Source organism: Phormidesmis priestleyi ULC007, assembly GCF_001895925.1.
GTDB lineage: Bacteria > Cyanobacteriota > Cyanobacteriia > Leptolyngbyales > Leptolyngbyaceae > Phormidesmis_A > Phormidesmis_A priestleyi_A.
Genome location: NZ_MPPI01000016.1, coordinates 12,145 through 33,910 on the forward strand (window position 1 = coordinate 12,145; position 21,766 = coordinate 33,910).

Here is a 21,766-nt window from a genome sequence, read left to right on the forward strand (position 1 = left end):
ACTTTGGACTGTTGCGTTAGGAAAATCTTGGAGAGCAAAGACTACGAATCAGCTTAAAATTTTAACCTCTAGCCTCCAAAAACAGCGCTGCTTAAGTGAGTTTCAGCAATGGCTTCTTCTCTTTAAAGGTGGTTAAACCCTCACAAAAATTGGTCTATTCCTGATGATTATTTCAGTTATCACCTCTGATAGATAGGTTGAATTCATCTTCCCTGATATCTTAATTTTGTAGGCATAAAGCTTTAGGAGAAAAACGATATGAACATTATTGCTTGGGTGATTTTAGGACTGATTGCGGGCGCGATCGCGAAGGCTATCTACCCTGGTGATCAGGGCGGGGGCATTCTTGGAACCATGGTTCTAGGAATCATTGGTGCATTTGTGGGAGGCAGCTTGTTTAGCCTCTTACAAAATGGAACGTTAGCTCTGACCTCGGCTGGCTTGAGCATCCCTGGAATCTTTGTTGCCGTCTTGGGAGCAATTATCGCTATCTTCTTGTGGGGTCTATTTACTCGTCGTGCCGCTTAAACTGGCGATCAACTTTGGCTGAGAACTCGTGTAATGGTGGTTAGATTGAAAAGGTTCTTGCTGAGAGACAATGGTTCTAGCAAGAACCTTTGACTGTTTAAGGATCGTGAATTAAATCATGTCGGCTACTTGCAAGGTCAAGGGGCACGGCAGCACTACGCCCGTACGTAAGTCTGCGTCTTAATTTCCTCCTCGGCTTTCTTCCTTGGGTTTTGCTTTATTGACTCGCAGTTGTCTCCCCATCCACTCTGCGCCATCTAGTTCAGCGATCGCAGTATTTTCTTGCGCGTCTTCGGTCATTTCTACAAAGGCAAAGCCTCGCATTCGTCCTGTCTCGCGATCGGTCGGCAGAACCACGCGCTTTACCGTGCCATACTCGGCAAACGCGGTTTGCAAGTCATCGACAGTCGCTTGATAAGACAGGTTTCCAACATAGATTGTCATGGGATTGATCGTCCGAACGTAGAGCAAAGAGCAGAGATTTTTGAGCGTTGTAAAAGCATCCACCCACCTATGGGTCATATCGTAAACATATTTTTTGTTCTAAGAGGACATCTAAGTTACAAGCTGATGTTTTTGTTTATAAAGATTTATTGCTTGATGATTTAATTAGCTAGAACAGCGAACTTTGCGATCAATTTAGCTTTGATAAAGTTCTAGCGATTGATGACGGCTATCAGTTAACATCAGAGCGCTGTTTCAAAGATGGTCTGTTGCCATGAACCCTGTCCTCAGTCAACTTGGTGTAGAGATGTCTCGCCTGTCTGGGGTGCGGGCGATCATGAAAGACATTATTGAAACGCTGCGATCGGGCGGCGATCGAGCTTTTATCAATCTAAGTGCTGGAAATCCGGTGGTTTTGCCAGAAGTCGAACAGCTTTGGCGCGACTGTACTGCCGATCTGTTAGCAAGCCCTGATTATGGCGATGTTGTCGGTCGCTATGGGGCAAGTCAAGGCTATCAACCCTTAATTGATGCGATCGTTGAAGATTTTAACCAGCGATATGGGTTAAACCTGACCGATCGCAATGTTTTGATCACCCCTGGCAGTCAAAGTCTCTATTTTTACGCGGCTAATGCTTTTGGTGGCTACACCGCAACCGGAGCGTTACGCCAAATTGTTTTGCCTCTTAGCCCAGACTACACAGGCTATGGCGGGGTGGCGTTGACTCCTGAAGCCTTGATTGCCTACAAGCCAGAACTTGAGATCGATCGGGCGGCTCACCGTTTTAAATATCGTCCTGATTTTAGTCAATTGCAGATTACTGAAACTACGGGCTGTGTGATTTTTTCGCGTCCTTGCAATCCGACTGGCAATGTTTTGAATGACGATGAAGTGAGCAAGATTGTCACGCTGGCGGCAGCTCATGACGTGCCTGTGTTGATCGATTCTGCCTATGCTCCACCGTTTCCGGCACTCAATTTTACTGAGATGACTCCCAAGTTTGGGGGCAACGTGCTGCACTGCATGAGTTTGTCAAAAGCTGGGTTGCCCGGAGAGCGAATTGGCATTGCGATCGGAGATGAATCGCTCGTTCACGTGTTGGAATGTTTTCAGACAAATCTGTGCATTCACTCGTCGAGATATGGGCAAGCGATCGCGGCTCGTGCCATCCGATCGGGTCGATTGGCGGAGATTTCTGAGACGGTGATTCGTCCGTTTTATCAGCAAAAGATCGCGATCGTGGAGGCAACGCTCGATCGTGAAATGCCACCCGATCTGCCCTGGTTTTTGCATCGAGGCGAAGGGGCGATCTTTGCATGGTTATGGCTGCAAGATTTGCCGATTACCGATAGCGAGTTTTATCAAAAGCTCAAAGATGTAGACGTGATTGTAGTTCCAGGCAGCACATTTTTTCCGGGACTGCGAGAAGATTGGTCACACAAGCAACAGTGTTTACGCATCAGTTTAACGGGCAGCGATCGCGATCTCGAAACCGCAATGCAGCGATTAGCACAAGTGGCAAAAGCAGTTTATCGAGCTTAAAACTTGATTGACTGAGCGTGTATTAAACCGATAAGCTGATGATCACCTCCGATTAGAGGGTAGAACGATCGTGGCTCAGGTTGAACTCGAAAACATCTATAAAAGCTTCCAAAAAGAAACGAGACAGGAAACCCCTAGTTTAGTTTTGAGTGCCGAATTAGAGAAACCCTCAAACCTCAAATCTCAAACTTCTTCTGCTGTTTTGCGATCGATTAATTTAACCGTGCAAGACGGCGAATTTATGGTGCTGGTCGGCCCTTCTGGCTGTGGCAAAAGCACGCTGCTGCGCCTGATTGCAGGATTAGAGGAACTGACGGCAGGCACAATTCGGGTCGGCGATCGCGTGGTCAATGATTTGCCACCCAAAGAACGTGATATTGCGATGGTGTTTCAAAACTACGCGCTGTATCCTCACATGACGGTGTATGACAATCTTGCGTTTGGGCTGAGACGAACGACCTTTGCGAGTCAAAATGAGTCTGAAACACCGCTTCCTGATTGGAGTCAAAATCTTTTAGTCGGTGCGACTCGCAAATTGCCGAAGAAATTGCGCTATCAGTCCGATCGAGAGCGAGCGGTCGATCGGCGAGTTCGCATCGTGGCTCAAATGCTGCAAATCGAACCTTTACTAGAACGGTTGCCCAAACAGCTTTCGGGTGGACAAAAACAACGAGTCGCTTTAGGACGAGCGATGGCGCGAAACCCGCAAGTGTTTTTGATGGATGAGCCGCTCTCGAATCTCGATGCCAAACTGCGGGCAGAAACTCGCGCTCAAATTGTCAAACTTCAGCGTCAGTTGGGCACGACCACGATTTACGTCACCCACGATCAAACGGAAGCGATGACGATGGGCGATCGCATTGCCGTGATGAATGCCGGACAAATTCAACAACTTGCCACACCGCTTGACCTCTATAACTATCCGGCAAATCGCTTTGTTGCCGAGTTTATCGGTTCGCCGCCGATGAATTTTTTGCCCGTCCAGGTGAAAAGTCCGCTTCAACTCAGTCATCCTCAGTTTCGTCTGACTCTGCCCGATCGCTGGGCATCGACTCTGCAAGCTTATGATGGCGACACCGTTTTGTTAGGCATTCGCCCTGAACATTTGAGGGTTGATGTGGCGGATTCTAGCAATTTGCGTGTGCAAGTCGAGCTAGTCGAAGCGTTAGGAAATGAGACGTTTTTAGCGGTGAGTTTGGCGGGTGAAATGATGCAAGCGAGAGTGGAACCCGATCGCCGCGTGAGACTTGGTGAGGAACTTTGGTTAGCGATCGCGCTTGAAAAAATTCATCTCTTCAACTTTGAAACTGGGTTAGCCATTCGTCCCCAATAGCTGAATCTGTTCTCTCACCCAGTTCCGAAAGGTTCGTTTTGCTTGAGTTTCGCCCTGTTCAGCGCAGTCTCTTAAAAACCGATAAAGCGTTTCTTTCGGCACCCAAGAAAAAGTGGGGCTGGTCTGCACTTCTTGATAGTTGCCGCCTTGGAGATGATAGAGCGTAAGTGTTCTGCCGTCATAGCGCCAAAATTCGTTGACTCCCATCTGTTGATAGAGGGCTTTTTTGTTGATATCGGTGTGGGTAATATCGATCTCGACGACTAAATCAGGCGGTGGATCGGTTTTTAGATCAACAGTTCGACCTCTGACCAAAGGCTCGTTTTGAATGTAATAACATTTATCGGGTTCGGCTCCGGCTCTTAAGTCGGGTCGGTTGAGTGTGGTTGATCCCAAACTTTTGATGTTCAAATCTGCTTTCTCTACTAAAATCTCAACGAAGTCGCCGATCAATTCGCTTGCAGTTTCATGGAGTTCTGAAAAAGTCGTGATTTCTAAAGTATCTCCGTAGTAAGTTAGGCGGGGAGAACTCCGATCGCCAAGCGCATTTGAGATGGTTTCATAAGTTTGCCAACTGATGTTGTAAAGTGAGATGCGTTTTTCGGCAAGGGCTTGAGGAGCGATCGCGTCGTTGGTGCTAACCATTGAACTTCTCCAAACTGCTTTAGTTTGATCATTAAAGACTCTATTGTGCTTTACGAAGTGATTGCGGAAGATCCAAACTCATCGGGCATGTCATCTAGCGTCCACTTTAGTAAGTGGCAAAGCGCCTTCACTTCACGCGGTGTCATCTTTGGCTCATAAACACCAGTTTCCCAGTTGCTGATCGTTTGGTCTGTTTTGCCCAAAGCTAATGCAATGTCTCGTTGGGTTAGATCTAATTCCTCTCGACGTTTTCTTAGAGGAGAGTCTCTTTGAGAGCGAACTTCTTTCGTCATAGATTATAAGCAAACTTATCCAAGGAAACTTGACTTTTGATTCCAAGAATGCTTGGATAAGAGTAGATAACTAATACTAGGAATTTAGCAAGCGGCAGACCAAACAGTTGAACGCTCTTGGAGGCGCTTGTCTGTATCTTAGTGTCTCATCAATCATGCGATTTGTAGCTATTTCAGGTGAGCGAGACGATCGGAAACGCCCGATCGCTCAATCTCATTCTGTCTAAATGCCATCTCTGCCAACCTTCATGCGACGCTGAGCAGCGATCGCTTACTTCACGATGTCTTACCGCAACCAACTTCATCCCTGGTGTGTTGTTCGTTTTTTGCCCGACGCTCAGACTTTAGTGGTAAGTCGATTTCGTCGATGTGGTGAAGCCGAGGCATACCTGAAAATTATTCGCCGACTCACACCTAGCGCAGTCTACGAGGTCGTCTTTTGTCTTGATGAGCAAAATTTCACGTCTCTACAGGGTTTTGGGTTGATGCAACAACATTTCTGGAACATCACCGTCGCAGTGAAGTGCTAAGATGCCATAGCGAATATTGAGAAGAGTGAGATAGCGACGGAATTTTCGGGTGTGACGATCGAGGTTTTGTCGAGGGTGTTTGGCTTCTATGATCAGTTGCAGATGACTCCGATGCCCAAAGATGTTGACAGCAACCGCCAAAAAGTCGAGACGAATGCTGCCAAACGTGACTTCTTGCCGCCAACTCTGAGGAGAATATCCTAACGCTGAAAGCAAATAGTGAACAATGAATTTGCTTTCAACTTCAGATTCGTTGTGGCAATGTTCTGGGTTATAGAAGCTGGGCACTTCGATCGGCATAACATCGAGAGTAAGTGAATAGTCAACGTTAATGAAATGGCTCAAAACTGAGAATGCCCCGATCGCCATCCAACCAAACCGGAACTCCTACGGGTAAGGCAGCATTTTCGCCATCGTGACCAAAAGGCAAGTCAGAGACGATTGGAATTCCTAAATCACCAAGGCGATCGCATAATACTTCGTGAATAGTAAAACTAGGAATATTGCTAGGCGGATTGCATTGGCTAAAACGCCCCAACGCGATCGCACATACATTTTGAAATGCACCAGTCGATCGCCACTGGGTTAACATGCGATCGATCCGATAAGGGGCTTCACTCACATCCTCAAACGCTAGAATAATATCTGATAAATCAGGTTGTAATGGCGTATTGAGAAGATGAGTGGCAACGGTAAGATTTGCTGGAAGTAACAATCCGGTTGCTTGCCCTCCACCGCAACCTGAGCCTGTGAGCGATCGTAACGGACGACCTTCGACCCAATCAAATAATCGTTCTTTTGACCAATCTGGCTCGGTGGCGATCGTGGTCAACAAAGGCGCGTGAACTCCAGAAATTCCTTGATGGCTAAAGCTCCACAGCAGGCTGGTGATGTCAGAAAACCCAATCAGCCACTTCGGTTCTGTTAAAGGAAACGTCCAATCTTCAAGCAGCCTGGCTCCCCCATATCCACCTCTGGCACACAGAATGCCTTTACATTCGGGATCTTTGAGGGCGATTTCTAGCTGAGTGCGGCGGTTTGCGTCAGTCCCGGCGAGGTAGCCGTATTGATCGTCAAATCCGGGTGTTAACTCGACTCGATAGCCTCGATCGCGCCAAACGTCTACGCCTTGCTGAAAGGCACTCATTTCTCTCAAGGTGCCGCTCGGAGCAATGACTCGTAACAAATCACCGGGTTTAAGCGGGGCTGGAGGTTGGCAACGTTTCATGTCTCAAACTTTTTTCAGGATCGTTTCAAACCAGGCTTCTAGGCGATCGCTCATTGCCTCTAAAGAATATTCAGCTTCGGCTTGGCGACGACAGGCTTGACGATCGAGACGATCTAACTGGGCGATCGCGTTCACCAATCCATCGACGCTATCAGGTTCCACTAACCAACCTGTTTCGCCATCGCGAACAATTTCTGCGGGGCCGCCGCGACGGTAGGCGATAACGGGCACTCCACAAGCAAGGGCTTCGATCGCCACATTTCCAAAGGCTTCGACCCAGCGAGGAGTCATTAATAATGCTTGTGATTGTCCTAACACTTGCTGCAATTCTGAGGTGGGCAAAAATCCGCCGTATGCGATCGCAGCGTCAGGATAATCAGCACAAATCTGATTCCAGTAAACCCTGTCTTGAATCACGCCCCAAATCTTAAGCGGAATTCCAACGATTTGAGCCGCCGCTACCGCATCTTCTAAGCCTTTTTCTGGCGCGATTCGTCCGACCCAGGCGAGTTGTCGTTTAGGTTGAGCGCAAAACTCATAGAGGGACAAGTCAAAGCCGTTTTGAAGGTTGCGACAACGATCTGCAAACTGAAAGGTTTCTGCCTGTGCGCGACTGTGAACTGCGATCGTGCCCGGAAACCCAACAGCAATTTGTTCAATGATCTGATCCATTGCGTCGGTGAGCGAACCCATGCTGACGAGGTGGGCGATCGGACGCTCAAAAAATGGGGTCAGATAGAAGGGCAACCAATCATAGGCAAAGTTAATCAGCAAATTATACTCGTGTTGAACCTGACGAGCATGCGCCCACATATTCCCCAGCACCGCGTTTGGGGGCAGCGTGATTAGGGCATCGCCTCCTTGAGTTTGGGCAGTGATTTGCAAGTTCCCGGCGATCGTCACTAGAGGCACGCCTTCGAGAACAGAATGGGCGGGAGCGACGATCGTAACTTGATGTCCCTGATGCTTTAAGGCTTGAGCAATATTTTTGAGGGTCAATTCTACGCCGCCCCCCAAACCCGACCCTAACGCACCTACCGACGTAGATAGCAGCAATAATTTGAGAGGATGTTGGAATCGCGTCACAAGGTTTGAACGCTAAAGTTTTTTTCTTAACTGAGTTTGTTATAGGACAGCATATCAGGTGAAGCGGTCGAATTGTGTTGTTTTAAAGAAGATAGAACTTATGATCTAATGCGATCTCGGCTTCGAGTTGTGGGGTCATCGTTCAGATCGATCGGTGGAGTGCAGCGATCGTTGGAATAGATTTGTGTACAGTAAAGTAGAAAACCTGGGGGTATTGTACAGTACTTGTACAGTATCGAATTGTTTAGAACACTATCGACTGACTTACAGCAAAAGAAGATGATGGATGAAGCTGCCAGCACAACAATGAGGCGATTGAGCGTAACCTTACCTTCGAGAATTTCCCGTCGCGGGTTCCTCTATTTGATGCTGCTGTCTGCCTGTAGCGCCCCCACACCCACACCTCAACATCGATCGCTGCTAGTTGGGACGGTTAGCTACGACGAGAGTAGTAAATCGCTTGACCAATATGAGCGCTTCAAACGCTACTTAAGCGAAAGAACTCAGTCATTGGTGGAGTTAGAGCCTACCTTAAATGAAAGCAGAGCGCTGGCTCAAATTCAAAGACAAGAGTGGTCACTCGTGTTTGCACCCCCCGGTTTAACCGCGATCGCGATCTCGCAACACCAATATATACCCCTCTTTCCGCTGTTTGGCGTGCAGGGCTTGCGGTCAGTGTTGGTTGTGCGTGACGATAGCCCGATTCAATCGATCGCGGCGATCGCGGGCAAATCTCTGGCGCTGGGCAAACCAGGTTCAGCCACAGGATACTACCTGCCGATTTTCAACCTATATGGTTTAACGCTTTCTGAACTGATATTTCCGCCCACCCCTAAGGCGATTTTAGAAGCGGTTGTTGAAGGTAAAGCAGCAGTAGGTGCAGTATCGCTCGAAGAATTTGCGGCTTACAAAAGTCAGGTGACTCCATTCAATCTACGGATCTTGTTCACCGATGTTCATCCCGTCCCGGCGGGTGCAGTGTTGATCAGCCCGACGATCGAGCGCAATGCTCAAGAGTCCATCCGCAAGATTTTGAGTGAAACGCCTTCTGTGGTCGCCCAAGAAGCGGGATTTGTGACGAATGCTCCGGTTCCAGATTACAAGTATATGATTTCGGTCGTAGAGCGGGTGAGAGCCATTTTTCCAGGCGATAGCAAAGAGACGGCGGCGTTGCTTCAACAAAAACCTGTCCGATTATTCAAGTAGGGGCACGATATGTCGTGTCCTTTAGTTGTCGGTTGAACGATCGCAATTGTTCTTGAAATTAGATTAGACCTCCTGTATGAATCCGGGAACGCCCCCTAAATCCCCCATGAATGGGGGACTTTGAGAAGATCTGCGGGTTCAAAGTCCCCCATTTTGGGGGATTTAGGGGGCACAAGCCGACCCAAACAGCGCGAGATCCGATCGCAGTTTATATCGAGAATTCTATTCATGCAGGAGGTCTATTAACGATCGTGGATTAAAAATATCGGTTACTTGCAACGCCAATGGGCACGGCAGTGCCATGCCCTTACAACGATCCTAAGCCAATAACTTCGCACCAGAACCCATAATTTGTTTAGCGATCGCAGTCACTTCTTGAGTCCAGGGATGATCGGGATATCGCAAGCAGAAGATGCCGCTGCTCCCCAAATCAAACATCTCTTCGCAGACTGGCAAAATGCCTGCCACTGGGGTTTCGTAGGTATTCTGCACCCGTTGCCGCAACTCTTTAAAGTTGAGAGTCGGCAGTGCTTTGTTAATGACGAGCAGCATCTTCGGCACTTCTAGCTTGCGAGCTACATCGATCGCGACGGCTGTACCTTGATAATCTTGCTTGTCTGGGCGAAGAATCAACACCAGCGTATCAGAGAGAATAATAGACAGCAACGTTTCTTCGTTAATGCCGGGATGCGTATCGATCAACAGATAATCTAACTTTAAGCGACGAACTAAATTATGCAACCCGTCATTCAGCAGACGTGCATCATAGCCTTCGCGCAAAACGCGAGAGATATCACTCATGCGAATGCTAGAAGGAAGAAGATGAATGCTGCCCTGACGACCAAAAAAGGATTGTTTTTGCTTCAGAATGGGACTGACATCGTAAACGGCTTCTTCGATCGCGCAACGTCCCCATAAATAATCGTTTAGGGTATAGCGCATTTGATCTTCTTCCAGCCCAAATAAAACGTGAATTCCGGGCGATTGGATGTCGGTGTCAACTACTCCAACTCGGCGACCAGAACGAGCGATCAGCGTAGCGAGGTTACTGGTAACGTTTGATTTACCAGTTCCGCCACGAAACGAATGAACCGAGATTATTTCAGACACGATAAATCCTCAAGGGTGAAACGACTGGTTAGATTAACTTAAACAATAATTATTCATCCACAGCATCGCGCTTGCTTCTCATGGCTCTCGCCTCCTCCTGCAATTTTTGAAACGATTCTGATTCAGCGATTTCAGCAACTTGACGTGCCCGCTTATTGTCGTCAATTTCAAGACGAAGTTTTTGCAACTGTTGTCTGAGTTGTTGCTCACGAGCATAAATTTCCTGCACCATACGTTGAAACACTCGTCCCAATTGTCCTAGCTCATCGTTTCGCTTGACGATCGCCTTAAGTTTTCCATGCTCAAACTCTGCCGCTTCCTCAGCGCTGATTTCATCCATACTGATTTTTTGAGCGAGTTGCGCCATGGGCTTAATCGGTTGCAGCACGTTTCGCTTGAGCAAATAGTTAATCAGTAAAATAACTAGTGCGAAAATACCCACGAATATACTAATGATCAAAAAAGATGCACGATTGGCATCGTCAAAGACTTTGCTAGCAGGAACGTAAATAATTTGGCTGCCTAACACTTCGTTGAGTTTCCATCCAAAGCCATTTTCTGAACCATAGCTGGCGATGTGGCTTTTTGGAGCGGCTTCTGGTGTGCTGTGACAGCGCAAACAGGTCGCATTTTTGACTGAAAATGGACGAGCGCTATAAAACATCTTTTCGCCCACCGAGTCGCGAAATCCAGATATATTTTTCAGCCCTGATTCGCTGTTAAATCGTTTTGTGATACCCGCTTCAAACTCATCGGCTTTATCTCGTAAATTGGTTGGGTTTAGCAGCGCATCTTTATAAAAGAAGTCTTTATAGTCTTCATTTTTGCGAAGACTCTCAAAGACTTCTCTGACGGTGTAACTAGGAATGACTTCGGGAATAAACGTGGCTTGAGTGTCAACCATCGGCATCAAGAGAGGGCTGACGTGAGTGTTTGTGAAAGCGCGTACCGAGTTCATCGTTTCTGCCAAAATTTGGCTGCGGTAGCCGATTTCAGATTCGGCTTTTTGCTCAAGGGCATGAGATAATGCAAAACCACTGATGACGATCGCACCAACAAACACCAGCGATAGAAGTAAAGTAAATTTTGTTGCCAATTTGAATCGATTAAACATGGTCGTTTCCGTTGGTATTTACAACACTGCTGAAAATTTACGGATACTCATAAATCATTGGGCTTAAAATCTCTCGGCAATCATCTTAATAGTCTGTTACCGATCGAGATCAGTTCTAATAATTCATTGACGCTTATACGTTTATTCATACTGCGATATGCACTGAAAGCACCACATTGAGCGTGCATTCATCACTTTAGTTGGAGCGATCGGCGATCGCCTATAACGAAAGTCCGGGGTGTGATTTAACCGTGTGCAGCGAAAGTCAGACCGCCTCTACCTACTTCGCCTTAGACCGAATCCTAGACGTTTTTCAGATGTGCATCCCTAGGTGAAATTCGTATTCTAGGGACATCAAGCAGGAAACGAATGAAGCGATTCACGCAATCACAATTCTGTTTGAGTCAACACACAAACACACAAACCAAGGAGAAACACATCATGTCTGAGAACAACTATTCTATGGAACTGTCTGCTGAAGATCTCGATCTCGTGGCTGGTGGCGCAAGACGATTTGCGGCTGCTGAAACCCAAGAACTCACTGACTTCCAAGCTAGCACCCTGAATTCTAGTCGCGGCGGTGTTAGCAGCACCAACATTCAGGAAACCGACGACTTCAAGGCTGCCATCATCGAAGCGACCGAAACTGGCAACTAGTTCCACTGTTTGATTGCAACTTAGAGAGGTGCTTTCTCAAGGTAAATCCTCTCTGCTCAACTTCCTGACCGATCGTCAACTAACCACACTTTAAGGAGAACAAAAATGAATTCCATCGACCCTATCCAATCTCAAGAATTGTCTGCTGAAGATCTCGATTTAGTGGCTGGTGGCGCAAGACGATTTGCGGCTGCTGAGACTCAAGAACTCACTGACTTCCAAGCTAGCACCCTCAATTCTAGTCGCGGCGGTGTTAGCAGCACCAACATTCAAGAAACCGACGACTTCAAAGCTGCCATCTTTGAAGTGACCGAAACGGGCAACTAAAGTCTGTCTTTTCAACCTTATCTAGTTCACTGATACATCACATACCCATACATCACAAGGAGAATGACCATGACCTCAGAATCACACATCACCGTGGAACTGTCTGCTGAAGATCTCGACCTAGTTGCAGGCGGTGCTCGTCGCGAAGCCGCAGCCTTCACCGCAGAACTACAAGACGTTCAGATCAGCACACTATCAGCCGATCGCAACGGGGTTCGCAGCACCAACATTCAAGAAACCGACGACTTCAAAGCTGCCATCTTTGAAGTGACCGAAACGGGCAACTAACCCCACGATCGGAATCGAGAGATAGTTTTCTAAACAAACTCTCATAGGGGCATGGCAGCGTGCCCCTATGAGACCTCCTGCGTGAATAGGATTTCAGATATAAACTGCTCTCAGGTCTCGCTCCGTTTAGGTCGGCTTGTGCCCCCTAAATCCCCCATTCTGGGGGACTTTGAGAAGACTTACGGTTTCAAAGTCCCCCATTCTGGGGGATTTAGGGGGCGTTCCCGGATTTGTGCAGGAGGTCTATTTAACCGATACCCCCAATAAGGAGAACCCCCTATGTCAGATGACCAAATTAAGCCCACCGATGCTGTCGAGTTGTCCGATGAGGAATTAGAGGACGTGGCAGGCGGTTTCAATCTCCGTTTGAATGCCGCTTTTTTCCGACAGACTAATATCTCAACTTCACAAGAGACTGGAGGATATGGTTCCTCAAAGTCTACGTTTGCGGCAGAAAACATCGAATCTGTCGGTCTTCAAATTCTGATCACCGATGCCAGTGCAGAAGACCTTGATGCTCTGAGTGGGCTGCTAGGAAGTGCGACTGCGATCGACGGTTCAGACTAAACACAACGACTCATAAAATAGCAAAAAATAGCAAGGAGAACAATTCTAATGGACAACAAAAAGCAACCTAAACCACAAGAGCTATCGGCTCAAGAACTTGCAGAAATCGCAGGTGGTGCTGCTGAATATCAACCAGGCAAGTATCCAGCCGATAGTATATACGATACCGCCAAAGAAGCGATTTCAAAAAAGATTACCGATAAGGTGTCTGGTTATTACAACGACGATTCGGGAGTTGTTCCCTCCCCTAATCAATCACCGCCGTTGATTCCATAGTAATCCTGAATGATTTGTGGGATGGGCATCCTGCCCGTACAGGCTAGAAGCTCCACTCTTACCTACCGTGTATACGTAAGTCCTTTCGCTTCGTTATGAGCGGCTTCTGCCCCCTAAATCTCCCCAAATTGGGGGACTTTGAAACTGAAAGTCTGGGGTCAAAGTCCCGCAGGATGGAGGATTTAGGGGGCGACCCCCAGCAATCTAAACTTAAAGCAATTTGTGTATACACGGTAGCCCACTCTTACAAATCAACAACTCCTGTATTACGGACTTCACCACACTCATTCTACAGATGCTTCGTTAAATTGTGCTCTCTTCGTTGAATTTTGACTGCTACTCTCTTCTCTCTCAACAAGCATCTGTAGTTTCATTCTAAAAAATTAGTATCTCCTACACGAGTTGCATAACACAGCAAAACCAATCGTGATCTTTTACTAGCTCCCTTATCCCCTCCGATCGATTCCCTCGTAGCAACACAGAAGGAAGTTAAATTTATGACAGAAGTTCTACTAAAGGAACTGAGTAGCAGTGATGTTGACTGGATCTTGGCAACGGGTCGGAGAGAAGAAGTGACGGCTGGCACGACCCTGATCCGCCAAGGTACATTGGTTAATGCTCTCTACATTCTGCTAGATGGCGCATTGACCGTTTCAGTTGCTCAGGCTGACGATAACCCGATCGGTCGGGCGTTTGCTGCCCTCGAAGGGGGCGAACTGTCAGGGCGAGAAATCGCCAGACTCACCAATGGGGAGGTAGTCGGAGAACTGCCGTTCTTAACCTCCTACCAGTCTTCTACCACCGTCAAAGCACTCAGAAAATCGCTGGTGTTGATGATTCCGCAACAGCAGCTTATGGAGAAATTGCAGACAGACATCACGTTTGCGGCTCATCTCTATCGGGCGATCGCGGTTTTGTTGGCGCACCGACTAGAGCAGATTGTTAGTCAGATTGGACATAGTACGATCGTGTTATGCCAGCCTCAGATTCGAGAAATTTTGTGCACGTTTGCAGAGTTAAACGATAGTGATATTGGTTGGATGATTGCTGCGGGCAATGCTGTGAGGATTGCTGCGGGCGATGTCTTGTTCCATGCTGGCAGACCCGTTGACGCATTTTACATTTTGCTAGATGGGAAAATGGTTACCTCGATCGCTGACGACGAAAGCAATCCTCTAACTCGTGCCTTTTCAAACTTAGAAGAAACCGATCACGTCGAACGAGAGTTTGCAAAACTATCGCGAGGCGACATGGTAGGCGAAACGCCTTTTGTGGAGGCGAGTCCGCCTGCGATGACAATTCGGGCAGTTGAGGATGCGATCGTGCTAGCAATTCCGCGCTGGCGGCTGGCGGCAAAACTGCTGCACGATGTTGGGTTTGCGGCTCGATTTTATCGCGTGTTAGCGATTTTGTTAGCCGACAAACAGCAAGGCATCATCAATCGGTTGGGCTACGGCAGAATCACCTACAGCTCAGGTCGATCTCTCGACGATCGCTTGACCTACGAAGATGAACTGAGTTCGGGCTTTTTGGCTCAGGTAACGCTAGCGGGTACTCGATTTGACTGGATGCTGAAACAGATTCGAGGGTAGGGGCATGGCTATTGCCGTAGCCCTCACCCTAAATCCCTCTCCCCGTGGGAGAGGGACTTTGAATCTGGCTCCCTTCTCCCACGGGGAGAAGGGTTGGGGATGAGGGCGACAAGCCAGGCATCACCACGATTTGAACTCAAGTTGACACCAAGGGGGCACCCCGATGCCGCACCCCGATCGCATGTAAATTTCGACAATTGAATGGAGTCAGTATGGTCACGATCAACAAGAACAACCTATTCCGAAAAGAAGCCCTCGATCGCTTGTCGTCTCCAGAGCGACTCGATCAACTGATGCAAATTGTTCAGCCTAAGAAGTGGATTCCGTTAGCGGCGATGGGATCTTTGATTGCGGTTGGGCTGACCTGGAGCGTTTTCGGTCGCATTCCCATTACTGTTACAGGGCAGGGTGTCGTTGTTTATCCTAGCAAGGTGACGGCGTTTCAGTCTCCCAGTTCTGGGAAGATTCTCACTCTGAATATTCGTCCGGGTGATCAGGTGAAAAAAGGGCAGGTGATTGCCACGATCGACCAGACTGAACTGCAAGAAAAGTTAGACCTAGCTCGTGCCAAAATGGTTCAACTGCAAGAGCAAGATCGCGTTGCAAATTCACTGCAACTCCAGCGAACAGTCTTAGATAAGGGTGCCTTGCAACAACAGCGTCAGGCACTCCAGCAAAGTTTAGAGACAACTCAATCCGTCACACCAATTATTAGAGATAAAGGTCTTAATTCAATTCGGCAAGAGCGGCAGAACTTAGAGCAACGATTGCAGACGACGCGAGATCTTTTACCGACCTTCAAACAGCGATTTGAGTTGCGGCAGCAGCTACGCCAAGAGGGTGCTGTGTCGAGTGATAGCGTGCTTCAGGCACAGCAAGAATTTCTTAACAGCCAAACTAAAATCAACGAAATTCAATCGGAACAGAAACAGCTTGATGTCAAAGAAGCTGATGCTCAACGACAATTTTTAGAGAACGTCAATGCAACCAAAGATTTGCAAGCTCAGTTAGCAACACTAGACACAAAACTCGCAGGTCAAGCAGAACAAGATTTAGCCATTGCAACGAACCGTAAAAAAGAAATTCAAGACACAGAGCGAACGATCGTACAACTGCAATCACAATTAAAAGGCAAAAGCCAGGTAAAAAGTAATTTTGATGGGCGAGTGTTAGAGGTTGTCGCCGTTTTAGGACAAACACTCGAAGAAGGAGGACGAATGGGCACGATCGAAGCTCAAGACTCCTCAAATAAATTGGTCGGGGTGGCATTTTTCCCAGTCAGTGAGGGCAAAAAGATTCAGAAGGGAATGGAGCTACAAGTTACCCCGTCTACGGTCAAACGAGAACGCTTTGGGGGCATTGTGGCAACCGTCACGAATATATCTGAGTTTCCGGTGACAAAAGAGGGTGCAGCGAGCGTGGTCGGCGGAACTGAAGTCTTGCAGAGCCTGCTCACTAAAGAGCCACAAATTCAAGTTTTTGCAGAGCTTCAACCTGACGCTTCGACAAAGAGCCATTTTCGTTGGTCTTCATCTAAGGGTCCCGAAACCCAAGTCACACCAGGTACGACGACCTCAGTGCGCGTCAAAATCGATGAACAATCTCCGATTTCGTTTGTCTTTCCGATTCTGCGATCGTGGAGTGGAGCTTACTGATTATGCGAACTCTTGTTGGACAAATTGGACGTAAATTAAGACCGATTCGGCAGATGATTAGCCCGCCCGATCGTCGCTGTCGAACTCCCACCCTCTTGCAAATGGAGGCAGTAGAATGCGGGGCGGCGGCACTGGGAATTATGTTGGGTTATTACGATCGCATTGTTCCTCTAGCTGAGTTGCGTCAAGCCTGCGGCGTTTCACGAGACGGCAGCAAAGCCTCTAATATTCTCAGCGCGGCGCGTAGCTATGGGTTGCAGGCAAAAGGCTTTAAGATCGAGTTAGAGGCGCTACGCAAACTGAACTGCCCCTACATTGTCTTTTGGAATTTCAATCATTTCCTAGTTGTTGAAGGGTTTAGCAAAGACAAAGTTTATATCAACGATCCGGCGAGTGGGCCTCAAACCATTTCGCTAGAAGAGTTCGATCAAGCGTTTACTGGAGTCGTGCTGGTTGTTGAACCGGGTGCAGAATTTAAGCCAGGAGGACGTAAACCAAGTCTCATTCTCGCGTTGTGGGATCGATTGGAAAGCTCGATCGGGGCGCTGATCTATTGTGTAATCGCAGGATTGCTCTTAGTGATTCCTGGGTTAGCGATTCCAGCATTCTCTCAAGCGTTTGTCGATAATGTATTAATCGAAGGCAGAGACGATTGGTTGCATCCTTTAATCATTGGAATTATAGGCACAGCCGTATTAAGTGGATTTCTGACCTTGCTTCAGCTTCAGTTTCTTCGCCGCATGAAAATTAAGTTAGCTGTGGGCATGTCCAGCCGATTCTTATGGCATATTCTACGACTTCCAGTTAGCTTTTATGATCAGCGATTTGCCGGAGAAATTAGTAGCCGAGTTCGCCTCAACGACAGTCTAGCGAATCTGCTGTCAGGACGATTAGCTACTACCGCCATCTCCGCCTTTACCGTCGTTTTCTATGCTGTGGTGATGCTGCAATATGATGTCGTGTTGACCTCGATCGGCATCGCATTTGTGATAGTAAACGTCACCGTTTGGCGATGGGTTTCTCGTCAGCGCGTCGATGCCAATTTGCGTTTAATGCAAGAACAAGGCAAAGTCAGCGGGGTCTCGATTTCAGGGCTGCAAAGTATGGAAACGCTGAAGGCATCGGGGCTAGAGTCAGAATTCTTTTCCCGCTGGGCAGGCTACTACGCCAAAGCGATCAATGCCCGACAGGAAATGGATACGACGAATCAAACTCTGGGCGTACTGCCCTCGTTTTTGACCTCAATTACATCCATGCTGTTGCTGGTTGTGGGCGGACTGCGCGTCATGGATGGGGTGCTGAGTATTGGCATGCTGATTGCGTTTCAAGCATTGATGCAGCGCTTTTTAGAGCCTGTCAATAATCTCGTCGGTCTCGCGGGTGAACTTCAAGAAATGGAAGGTAATCTCAATCGCCTGGATGATGTGTTGCGTAGCTCGATCGACCCTGCGGTCAAAGAACCCATCAGCGCCCCGCCGTCTGATGCTCTTCCTGCCGCTAATGTTCGGCTGCAAGGCTATATCGAACTTCGTAACATTACCTTTGGCTACAATCGCTCTGCGCCGCCCTTAATCGAAAATCTCAGTCTGTCGCTCAAGCCAGGTCAACGAGTCGCATTAGTTGGGGGCAGTGGTTCAGGTAAGTCAACAGTTGCCAAACTGATTTGTGGTTTATATGAAGCCTGGTCAGGAGACATTTTGTTTGATGATCGATCGAGAAGCCAGATTCCTCGATCGATTCTTACCCATTCGATCGCGCTAATTGAACAAGATATCTCACTGTTTGCTGGAAGTGTTCGGGACAATCTGACGCTATGGGATTCGACTGTTCCCTTTAGCAATTTAGTTCGCGCTTGCAAAGATGCCGCCATTCAGGATGTCGTGTTGTCGCTACCCGGAGGCTACAGCGCTGATCTAGCAGAAGGAGCCACCAATTTAAGTGGCGGACAGCGACAGCGTTTAGAGATTGCTCGTTCCCTGGTGAACAATCCGGCGATTTTGATCATGGATGAAGCAACTAGCGCCCTCGATTCTGAAGCTGAAAGGCTAATTGATCAAAAACTCCGAGAGCGCGGCTGCACCTGTGTAATCGTGGCGCATCGGTTGAGTACGATTCGAGATTGTGACGAGATTATTGTCTTCGATCGCGGCAAGGTAGTGCAACGAGGCACCCATGACGAGTTGCAGCAAATTGAAGGCAAATATTTGCAATTGATTCAGAGCGAAGGCGGAGCACTTCAAGAGGAACAACCATGTTAGATCAGATTCGGATTGTCACCTTGCCCGGAGAGTATTATCAACTTAAAGGCAATGAGCCACTGATTTTAGATGACCCGGAGACGATTTGGGTCGTGAAATCGGGTTCGTTAGCAGTGTTCGCAATGCCCGTCAAAGAAGGGGTTGCTGAAGGAACTCGCCGCTATTTGTTCACAACACGATCGCGGCAAGCTCTGTTCTCGATCTCTAGCGATTTTGAGCCGTTGCCCTATCAGCTTTTTGCAGTATCAATCGAAGAAACCGAACTGCTCAAAGTGTCGATCAAAGATTTTCGCCAATTTATCGCCGAAGGCAATGGCGAAGCTCTGGCTTTAATCAACGGATGGGTTGAACAACTGGGATTAGCGGTGTCTACGATCGTTCCTCCTGGACTGCCGTTTCAAGAAGAAGGGGTGCGTTATTTTTCACTCACCAATGGTCAGATCTTCCAGCCTCAGCGAGAGCTTGTCTCGTGGGTACAGATCCAGCGCGGCTATGCCAACTGGATGGGATTTGAGGAACTGTTGCTCACACCCCAATCGGGACTGTTGCCCGTGAGTGCAGATATGTGGTTTCAAGCCGAAGATACGATCGAGCTTGAAACCCTAACAACAGAACAGGTAGAAGATCCCAACACTTTGTTGATGGGCATCTTCCAGCTTCAAGTTTATGTGCTGCAAACCCTGTACTTTTTAGAACAGCAGGAAACCAGCGACGAATTACAGCGATTTCAACAACGGCAACACCTCAATCATCAGGTGATGGAGGAAACGCTGGGTGAGTTAGCCTCGTTGCTGCAAGCCCAACAAGCCATCCCATCTGCCCAGCTTGGAGACAATGATTTTGATCAGGCTTTGCTGATTGCGGCGGGTGCTGTTGGGCGAGTTTTGGGCGTGACGATTCGACCGCCCGCCAAGTCTGAAGACATGAATCGGGTGCAAGATCCGCTGCAAGCGATCGCGCGGGCTTCTCGGCTGCGAATGCGCTCGATCGCGCTGCAAGGTCAGTGGTGGAAAAAAGATTGCGGTGCCATGCTCGCTTACACAGTTGAGGACAATCATCCAGTAGCGCTGTTGCCGATCTCAGATACTCGCTATGAGATCTTCGACCCAATTAAGAGAACTCACATTCCCATTAATGCTAAGAGCGCTGCCACACTCGCAAACACCGGATACACGTTCTATCGCCCATTGCCCGACAAAGTTCTCAAGACGATCGATCTGCTGAAATTTGCCCTGCAAGGACACTATAAAGAATTGATGGTGGTTTTGACAGCGGGTGCTGCAACAACATTGTTGGGAATGATCACCCCCCAAGCTACCGCAATTTTGGTTGATAGTGCGATTCCAGATGCCGATCGCGGCTTATTAGTGCAAATCGCCTTAGCACTTCTGGCAACCGCTTTTGGCAGCACACTTTTTCAACTCGCTCAAGGTTTTGCGATTATGCGAGTCGAAACCTTTGCCGATGCCTCAACCCAAGCCGCAGTCTGGGATCGGCTGCTCAACTTAAAAGCTTCCTTTTTTCGCCAGTACTCGATCGGAGACTTAAACTCACGGGTGAGCGCGGTGACTCAAATCCGTCAAAAACTCAGCAGCACCGTTCTCAGAAGTATTTTTACTGGCTTGTTTGCATTCCTAAACTTAGGACTTTTGTTTTACTACAACGCTTCATTAGCGTTAATCGCACTCGTTGTAGCGCTGATTAACATTTCCGTTACGCTTTTTTCAGGAATGTCTACGCTCCGCAAGACGCGCCCGTTATTAGAATTGCAGGGGCAGCTATTCGGGGTGATGGTGCAGTTGATTAACGGGGTGCCTAAACTTCGAGTCGCTGGGGCTGAATCTCGTGCCTTTGCGTTTTGGGGAAAACAATATAGTCAACAAATTAAATGGATGTTGAGTACGCAGGGCGTTGAAGATGTACTTGCGGTGGTTAATAAAATCTTGCCTGCATTAACGACCGCAACGCTATTCTGGTTCGCAACGAGCTTAATTCAGCAATCGTCCTCACAAGAGGGAGGATTATCCACAGGTGTATTTTTAGCGTTTAACGCCGCATTTGGCACCTTTATTAGTGGAGCCACCAGTTTGAGTGGCACGATCGTCGATGTTCTGCAAGTGGTGCCGCTCTGGGAACGAGCGCAGCCCATTCTAGAAGCCAAACCCGAAGTAGATTCTGACAAATCAGATCCGGGCAGACTGTCGGGTCGAGTCCTCGTCGATCATGTGATTTTTCGCTATCGGGATGACGGGCCACTGACGCTAGATGATGTCACAATCCGCGCTGAACCGGGCGAGTTTATTGCCTTCGTAGGCGCTTCGGGAAGTGGCAAATCAACGCTATTCCGATTACTACTAGGGTTCGACGCGCCAGAATCGGGCACTGTCTACTACGACGGACAAGATCTCGCGGGTCTGGATGTTCACGCCGTGCGTCGGCAGTTAGGGGTGGTTATGCAAAATAGCCGATTGACCTCCGCATCGATCTTTGAGAATATCGCCAGTGGAGCCATGATCACGATGGATGAGGCATGGGAAGGGGCGGGGATGGCTGGCTTTGCTGAAGATGTAGAATCGATGCCGATGGGCATGCACACGGTAATCAGCGAAGGGGGCACCAACCTTTCTGGCGGGCAACGGCAGCGATTATTGATCGCCCGATCGCTCGTCTTAAAACCCAAAATTCTGCTATTTGACGAAGCCACTAGCGCACTAGATAACCGCACCCAAGCGATCGTCAGTCAAAGCTTAGAGCGCCTCAAAGTCACGCGCATTGCGATCGCGCATCGTCTCAGCACCATTCGGAACGCCGATCGAATTTATGTGTTTCAGAATGGTCGCGTGGTGCAGGAGGGCAATTTTGACCAACTCGCCGAGCAACCAGGACTGTTTGCCCAACTGATGGCACGACAAAAACTTTAAGAGCATTTATTAAGGTGCAACTTCTCGTCCTCACCCTGGGACTCTCCCCATACCGTACACACAAGTCTTTGTCGCTGCGTTCCAGTCCTTTCAGCCCCCTAAATCCCCCACGAGTGAGGGACTTTGAGCTAAGGCTCTAGTTTCAAAGTCCCCCATTTTGGGGGA

The 21,766-nt window shown here is 48.2% G+C and carries 21 protein-coding genes; 13 read left to right on the forward strand and 8 right to left on the reverse strand.

The annotated features are described in order from the left end of the window. Window positions 1-258: 258 nt before the first annotated feature. A complete protein-coding gene (locus tag BRW63_RS14895; protein ID WP_073072413.1) occupies window positions 259-528 on the forward strand; it encodes a GlsB/YeaQ/YmgE family stress response membrane protein in 270 nt (89 codons plus the stop codon). A 180-nt stretch (window positions 529-708) separates the two neighbouring features. Here the strand turns inward: BRW63_RS14895 and BRW63_RS14900 are convergent, their stop codons facing one another. Beyond that, window positions 709-972, reverse strand: a complete 264-nt coding sequence (locus BRW63_RS14900) for an RNA recognition motif domain-containing protein (protein WP_073072529.1) — start codon at window positions 970-972, stop codon at window positions 709-711. Between the two features lie 274 nt (window positions 973-1,246). On the opposite strand from BRW63_RS14900, the gene BRW63_RS14905 reads away from it, so the two are divergent. Together BRW63_RS14905 and BRW63_RS14910 are read left to right on the forward strand one after the other, a co-directional pair. Next, window positions 1,247-2,515, forward strand: a complete 1,269-nt coding sequence (locus tag BRW63_RS14905; protein ID WP_073072415.1) for a valine--pyruvate transaminase — start codon at window positions 1,247-1,249, stop codon at window positions 2,513-2,515. Between the two features lie 70 nt (window positions 2,516-2,585). Continuing rightward, window positions 2,586-3,848, forward strand: a complete 1,263-nt coding sequence (locus BRW63_RS14910; protein WP_073072417.1) for an ABC transporter ATP-binding protein — start codon at window positions 2,586-2,588, stop codon at window positions 3,846-3,848. Here the strand turns inward: BRW63_RS14910 and BRW63_RS14915 are convergent. From BRW63_RS14915 to BRW63_RS14940, 5 genes are all read right to left on the reverse strand, one after another. Continuing rightward, window positions 3,828-4,493 carry a Uma2 family endonuclease gene (locus BRW63_RS14915; RefSeq protein WP_073072418.1) on the reverse strand — a complete coding sequence of 222 codons (666 nt, stop codon included), beginning with the start codon at window positions 4,491-4,493 and terminating at the stop codon, window positions 3,828-3,830. The genes BRW63_RS14910 and BRW63_RS14915 overlap by 21 nt on opposite strands. A gap of 50 nt (window positions 4,494-4,543) precedes the next feature. Beyond that, complete coding sequence (locus BRW63_RS14920) at window positions 4,544-4,786, reverse strand: helix-turn-helix transcriptional regulator (protein WP_073072420.1); 243 nt, start codon at window positions 4,784-4,786, stop codon at window positions 4,544-4,546. Between the two features lie 467 nt (window positions 4,787-5,253). Further along, on the reverse strand, window positions 5,254-5,661 hold the full coding sequence (locus BRW63_RS14930; RefSeq protein ID WP_223257391.1) for a hypothetical protein: 408 nt from the start codon (window positions 5,659-5,661) through the stop codon (window positions 5,254-5,256). Then, on the reverse strand, window positions 5,645-6,544 hold the full coding sequence (locus BRW63_RS14935; RefSeq protein WP_073072426.1) for a S66 peptidase family protein: 900 nt from the start codon (window positions 6,542-6,544) through the stop codon (window positions 5,645-5,647). The genes BRW63_RS14930 and BRW63_RS14935 overlap by 17 nt, the downstream gene beginning before the upstream one ends. Before the next feature lie 3 nt (window positions 6,545-6,547). Next, window positions 6,548-7,630: a glycosyltransferase family 4 protein gene (locus BRW63_RS14940; RefSeq protein WP_073072428.1), complete on the reverse strand. Its 1,083-nt coding sequence runs from the start codon at window positions 7,628-7,630 to the stop codon at window positions 6,548-6,550. Window positions 7,631-7,870: 240 nt separating this feature from the next. On the opposite strand from BRW63_RS14940, the gene BRW63_RS14945 reads away from it, so the two are divergent. Next, entirely contained in the window at window positions 7,871-8,836 is a 966-nt protein-coding gene (locus tag BRW63_RS14945) for a phosphate/phosphite/phosphonate ABC transporter substrate-binding protein (RefSeq protein ID WP_223257392.1), read from the forward strand. Between the two features lie 318 nt (window positions 8,837-9,154). On the opposite strand, the gene BRW63_RS14950 is transcribed toward BRW63_RS14945, so the two are convergent. Continuing rightward, the gene (locus BRW63_RS14950) at window positions 9,155-9,946 is read right to left on the reverse strand and encodes a MinD/ParA family ATP-binding protein (RefSeq protein ID WP_073072431.1); all 792 of its coding nucleotides are present in this window, start codon (window positions 9,944-9,946) and stop codon (window positions 9,155-9,157) included. A gap of 49 nt (window positions 9,947-9,995) precedes the next feature. Continuing rightward, window positions 9,996-11,060: a Tll0287-like domain-containing protein gene (locus tag BRW63_RS14955; protein WP_073072433.1), complete on the reverse strand. Its 1,065-nt coding sequence runs from the start codon at window positions 11,058-11,060 to the stop codon at window positions 9,996-9,998. Window positions 11,061-11,501: 441 nt separating this feature from the next. Between BRW63_RS14955 and BRW63_RS14960 the strand changes: the two genes are divergently transcribed. The 9 genes from BRW63_RS14960 (at window position 11,502) to BRW63_RS15000 (ending at window position 21,601) form a co-directional block, all read left to right on the forward strand. After that, a complete protein-coding gene (locus BRW63_RS14960) occupies window positions 11,502-11,717 on the forward strand; it encodes a hypothetical protein (RefSeq protein WP_143162056.1) in 216 nt (71 codons plus the stop codon). Between the two features lie 105 nt (window positions 11,718-11,822). Beyond that, window positions 11,823-12,044, forward strand: coding sequence for a hypothetical protein (locus tag BRW63_RS14965; RefSeq protein ID WP_073072436.1), 222 nt, complete (start codon window positions 11,823-11,825; stop codon window positions 12,042-12,044). A 69-nt stretch (window positions 12,045-12,113) separates the two neighbouring features. Beyond that, entirely contained in the window at window positions 12,114-12,332 is a 219-nt protein-coding gene (locus BRW63_RS14970; protein ID WP_073072438.1) for a CTB family bacteriocin, read from the forward strand. A gap of 279 nt (window positions 12,333-12,611) precedes the next feature. After that, complete coding sequence (locus tag BRW63_RS14975; RefSeq protein ID WP_073072440.1) at window positions 12,612-12,899, forward strand: CTB family bacteriocin; 288 nt, start codon at window positions 12,612-12,614, stop codon at window positions 12,897-12,899. Between the two features lie 48 nt (window positions 12,900-12,947). Next, window positions 12,948-13,175, forward strand: a complete 228-nt coding sequence (locus tag BRW63_RS14980; RefSeq protein WP_073072441.1) for a hypothetical protein — start codon at window positions 12,948-12,950, stop codon at window positions 13,173-13,175. A 497-nt stretch (window positions 13,176-13,672) separates the two neighbouring features. Next, entirely contained in the window at window positions 13,673-14,767 is a 1,095-nt protein-coding gene (locus BRW63_RS14985) for a cyclic nucleotide-binding domain-containing protein (RefSeq protein ID WP_073072442.1), read from the forward strand. Between the two features lie 212 nt (window positions 14,768-14,979). Next, the gene (locus tag BRW63_RS14990) at window positions 14,980-16,422 is read left to right on the forward strand and encodes an NHLP bacteriocin system secretion protein (protein WP_073072443.1); all 1,443 of its coding nucleotides are present in this window, start codon (window positions 14,980-14,982) and stop codon (window positions 16,420-16,422) included. Window positions 16,423-16,424: 2 nt separating this feature from the next. Beyond that, window positions 16,425-18,680, forward strand: a complete 2,256-nt coding sequence (locus BRW63_RS14995) for an NHLP family bacteriocin export ABC transporter peptidase/permease/ATPase subunit (protein WP_083582968.1) — start codon at window positions 16,425-16,427, stop codon at window positions 18,678-18,680. Then, complete coding sequence (locus BRW63_RS15000; protein WP_073072444.1) at window positions 18,674-21,601, forward strand: NHLP bacteriocin export ABC transporter permease/ATPase subunit; 2,928 nt, start codon at window positions 18,674-18,676, stop codon at window positions 21,599-21,601. The genes BRW63_RS14995 and BRW63_RS15000 overlap by 7 nt, the downstream gene beginning before the upstream one ends. The last annotated feature ends 165 nt before the right edge of the window (window positions 21,602-21,766 follow it).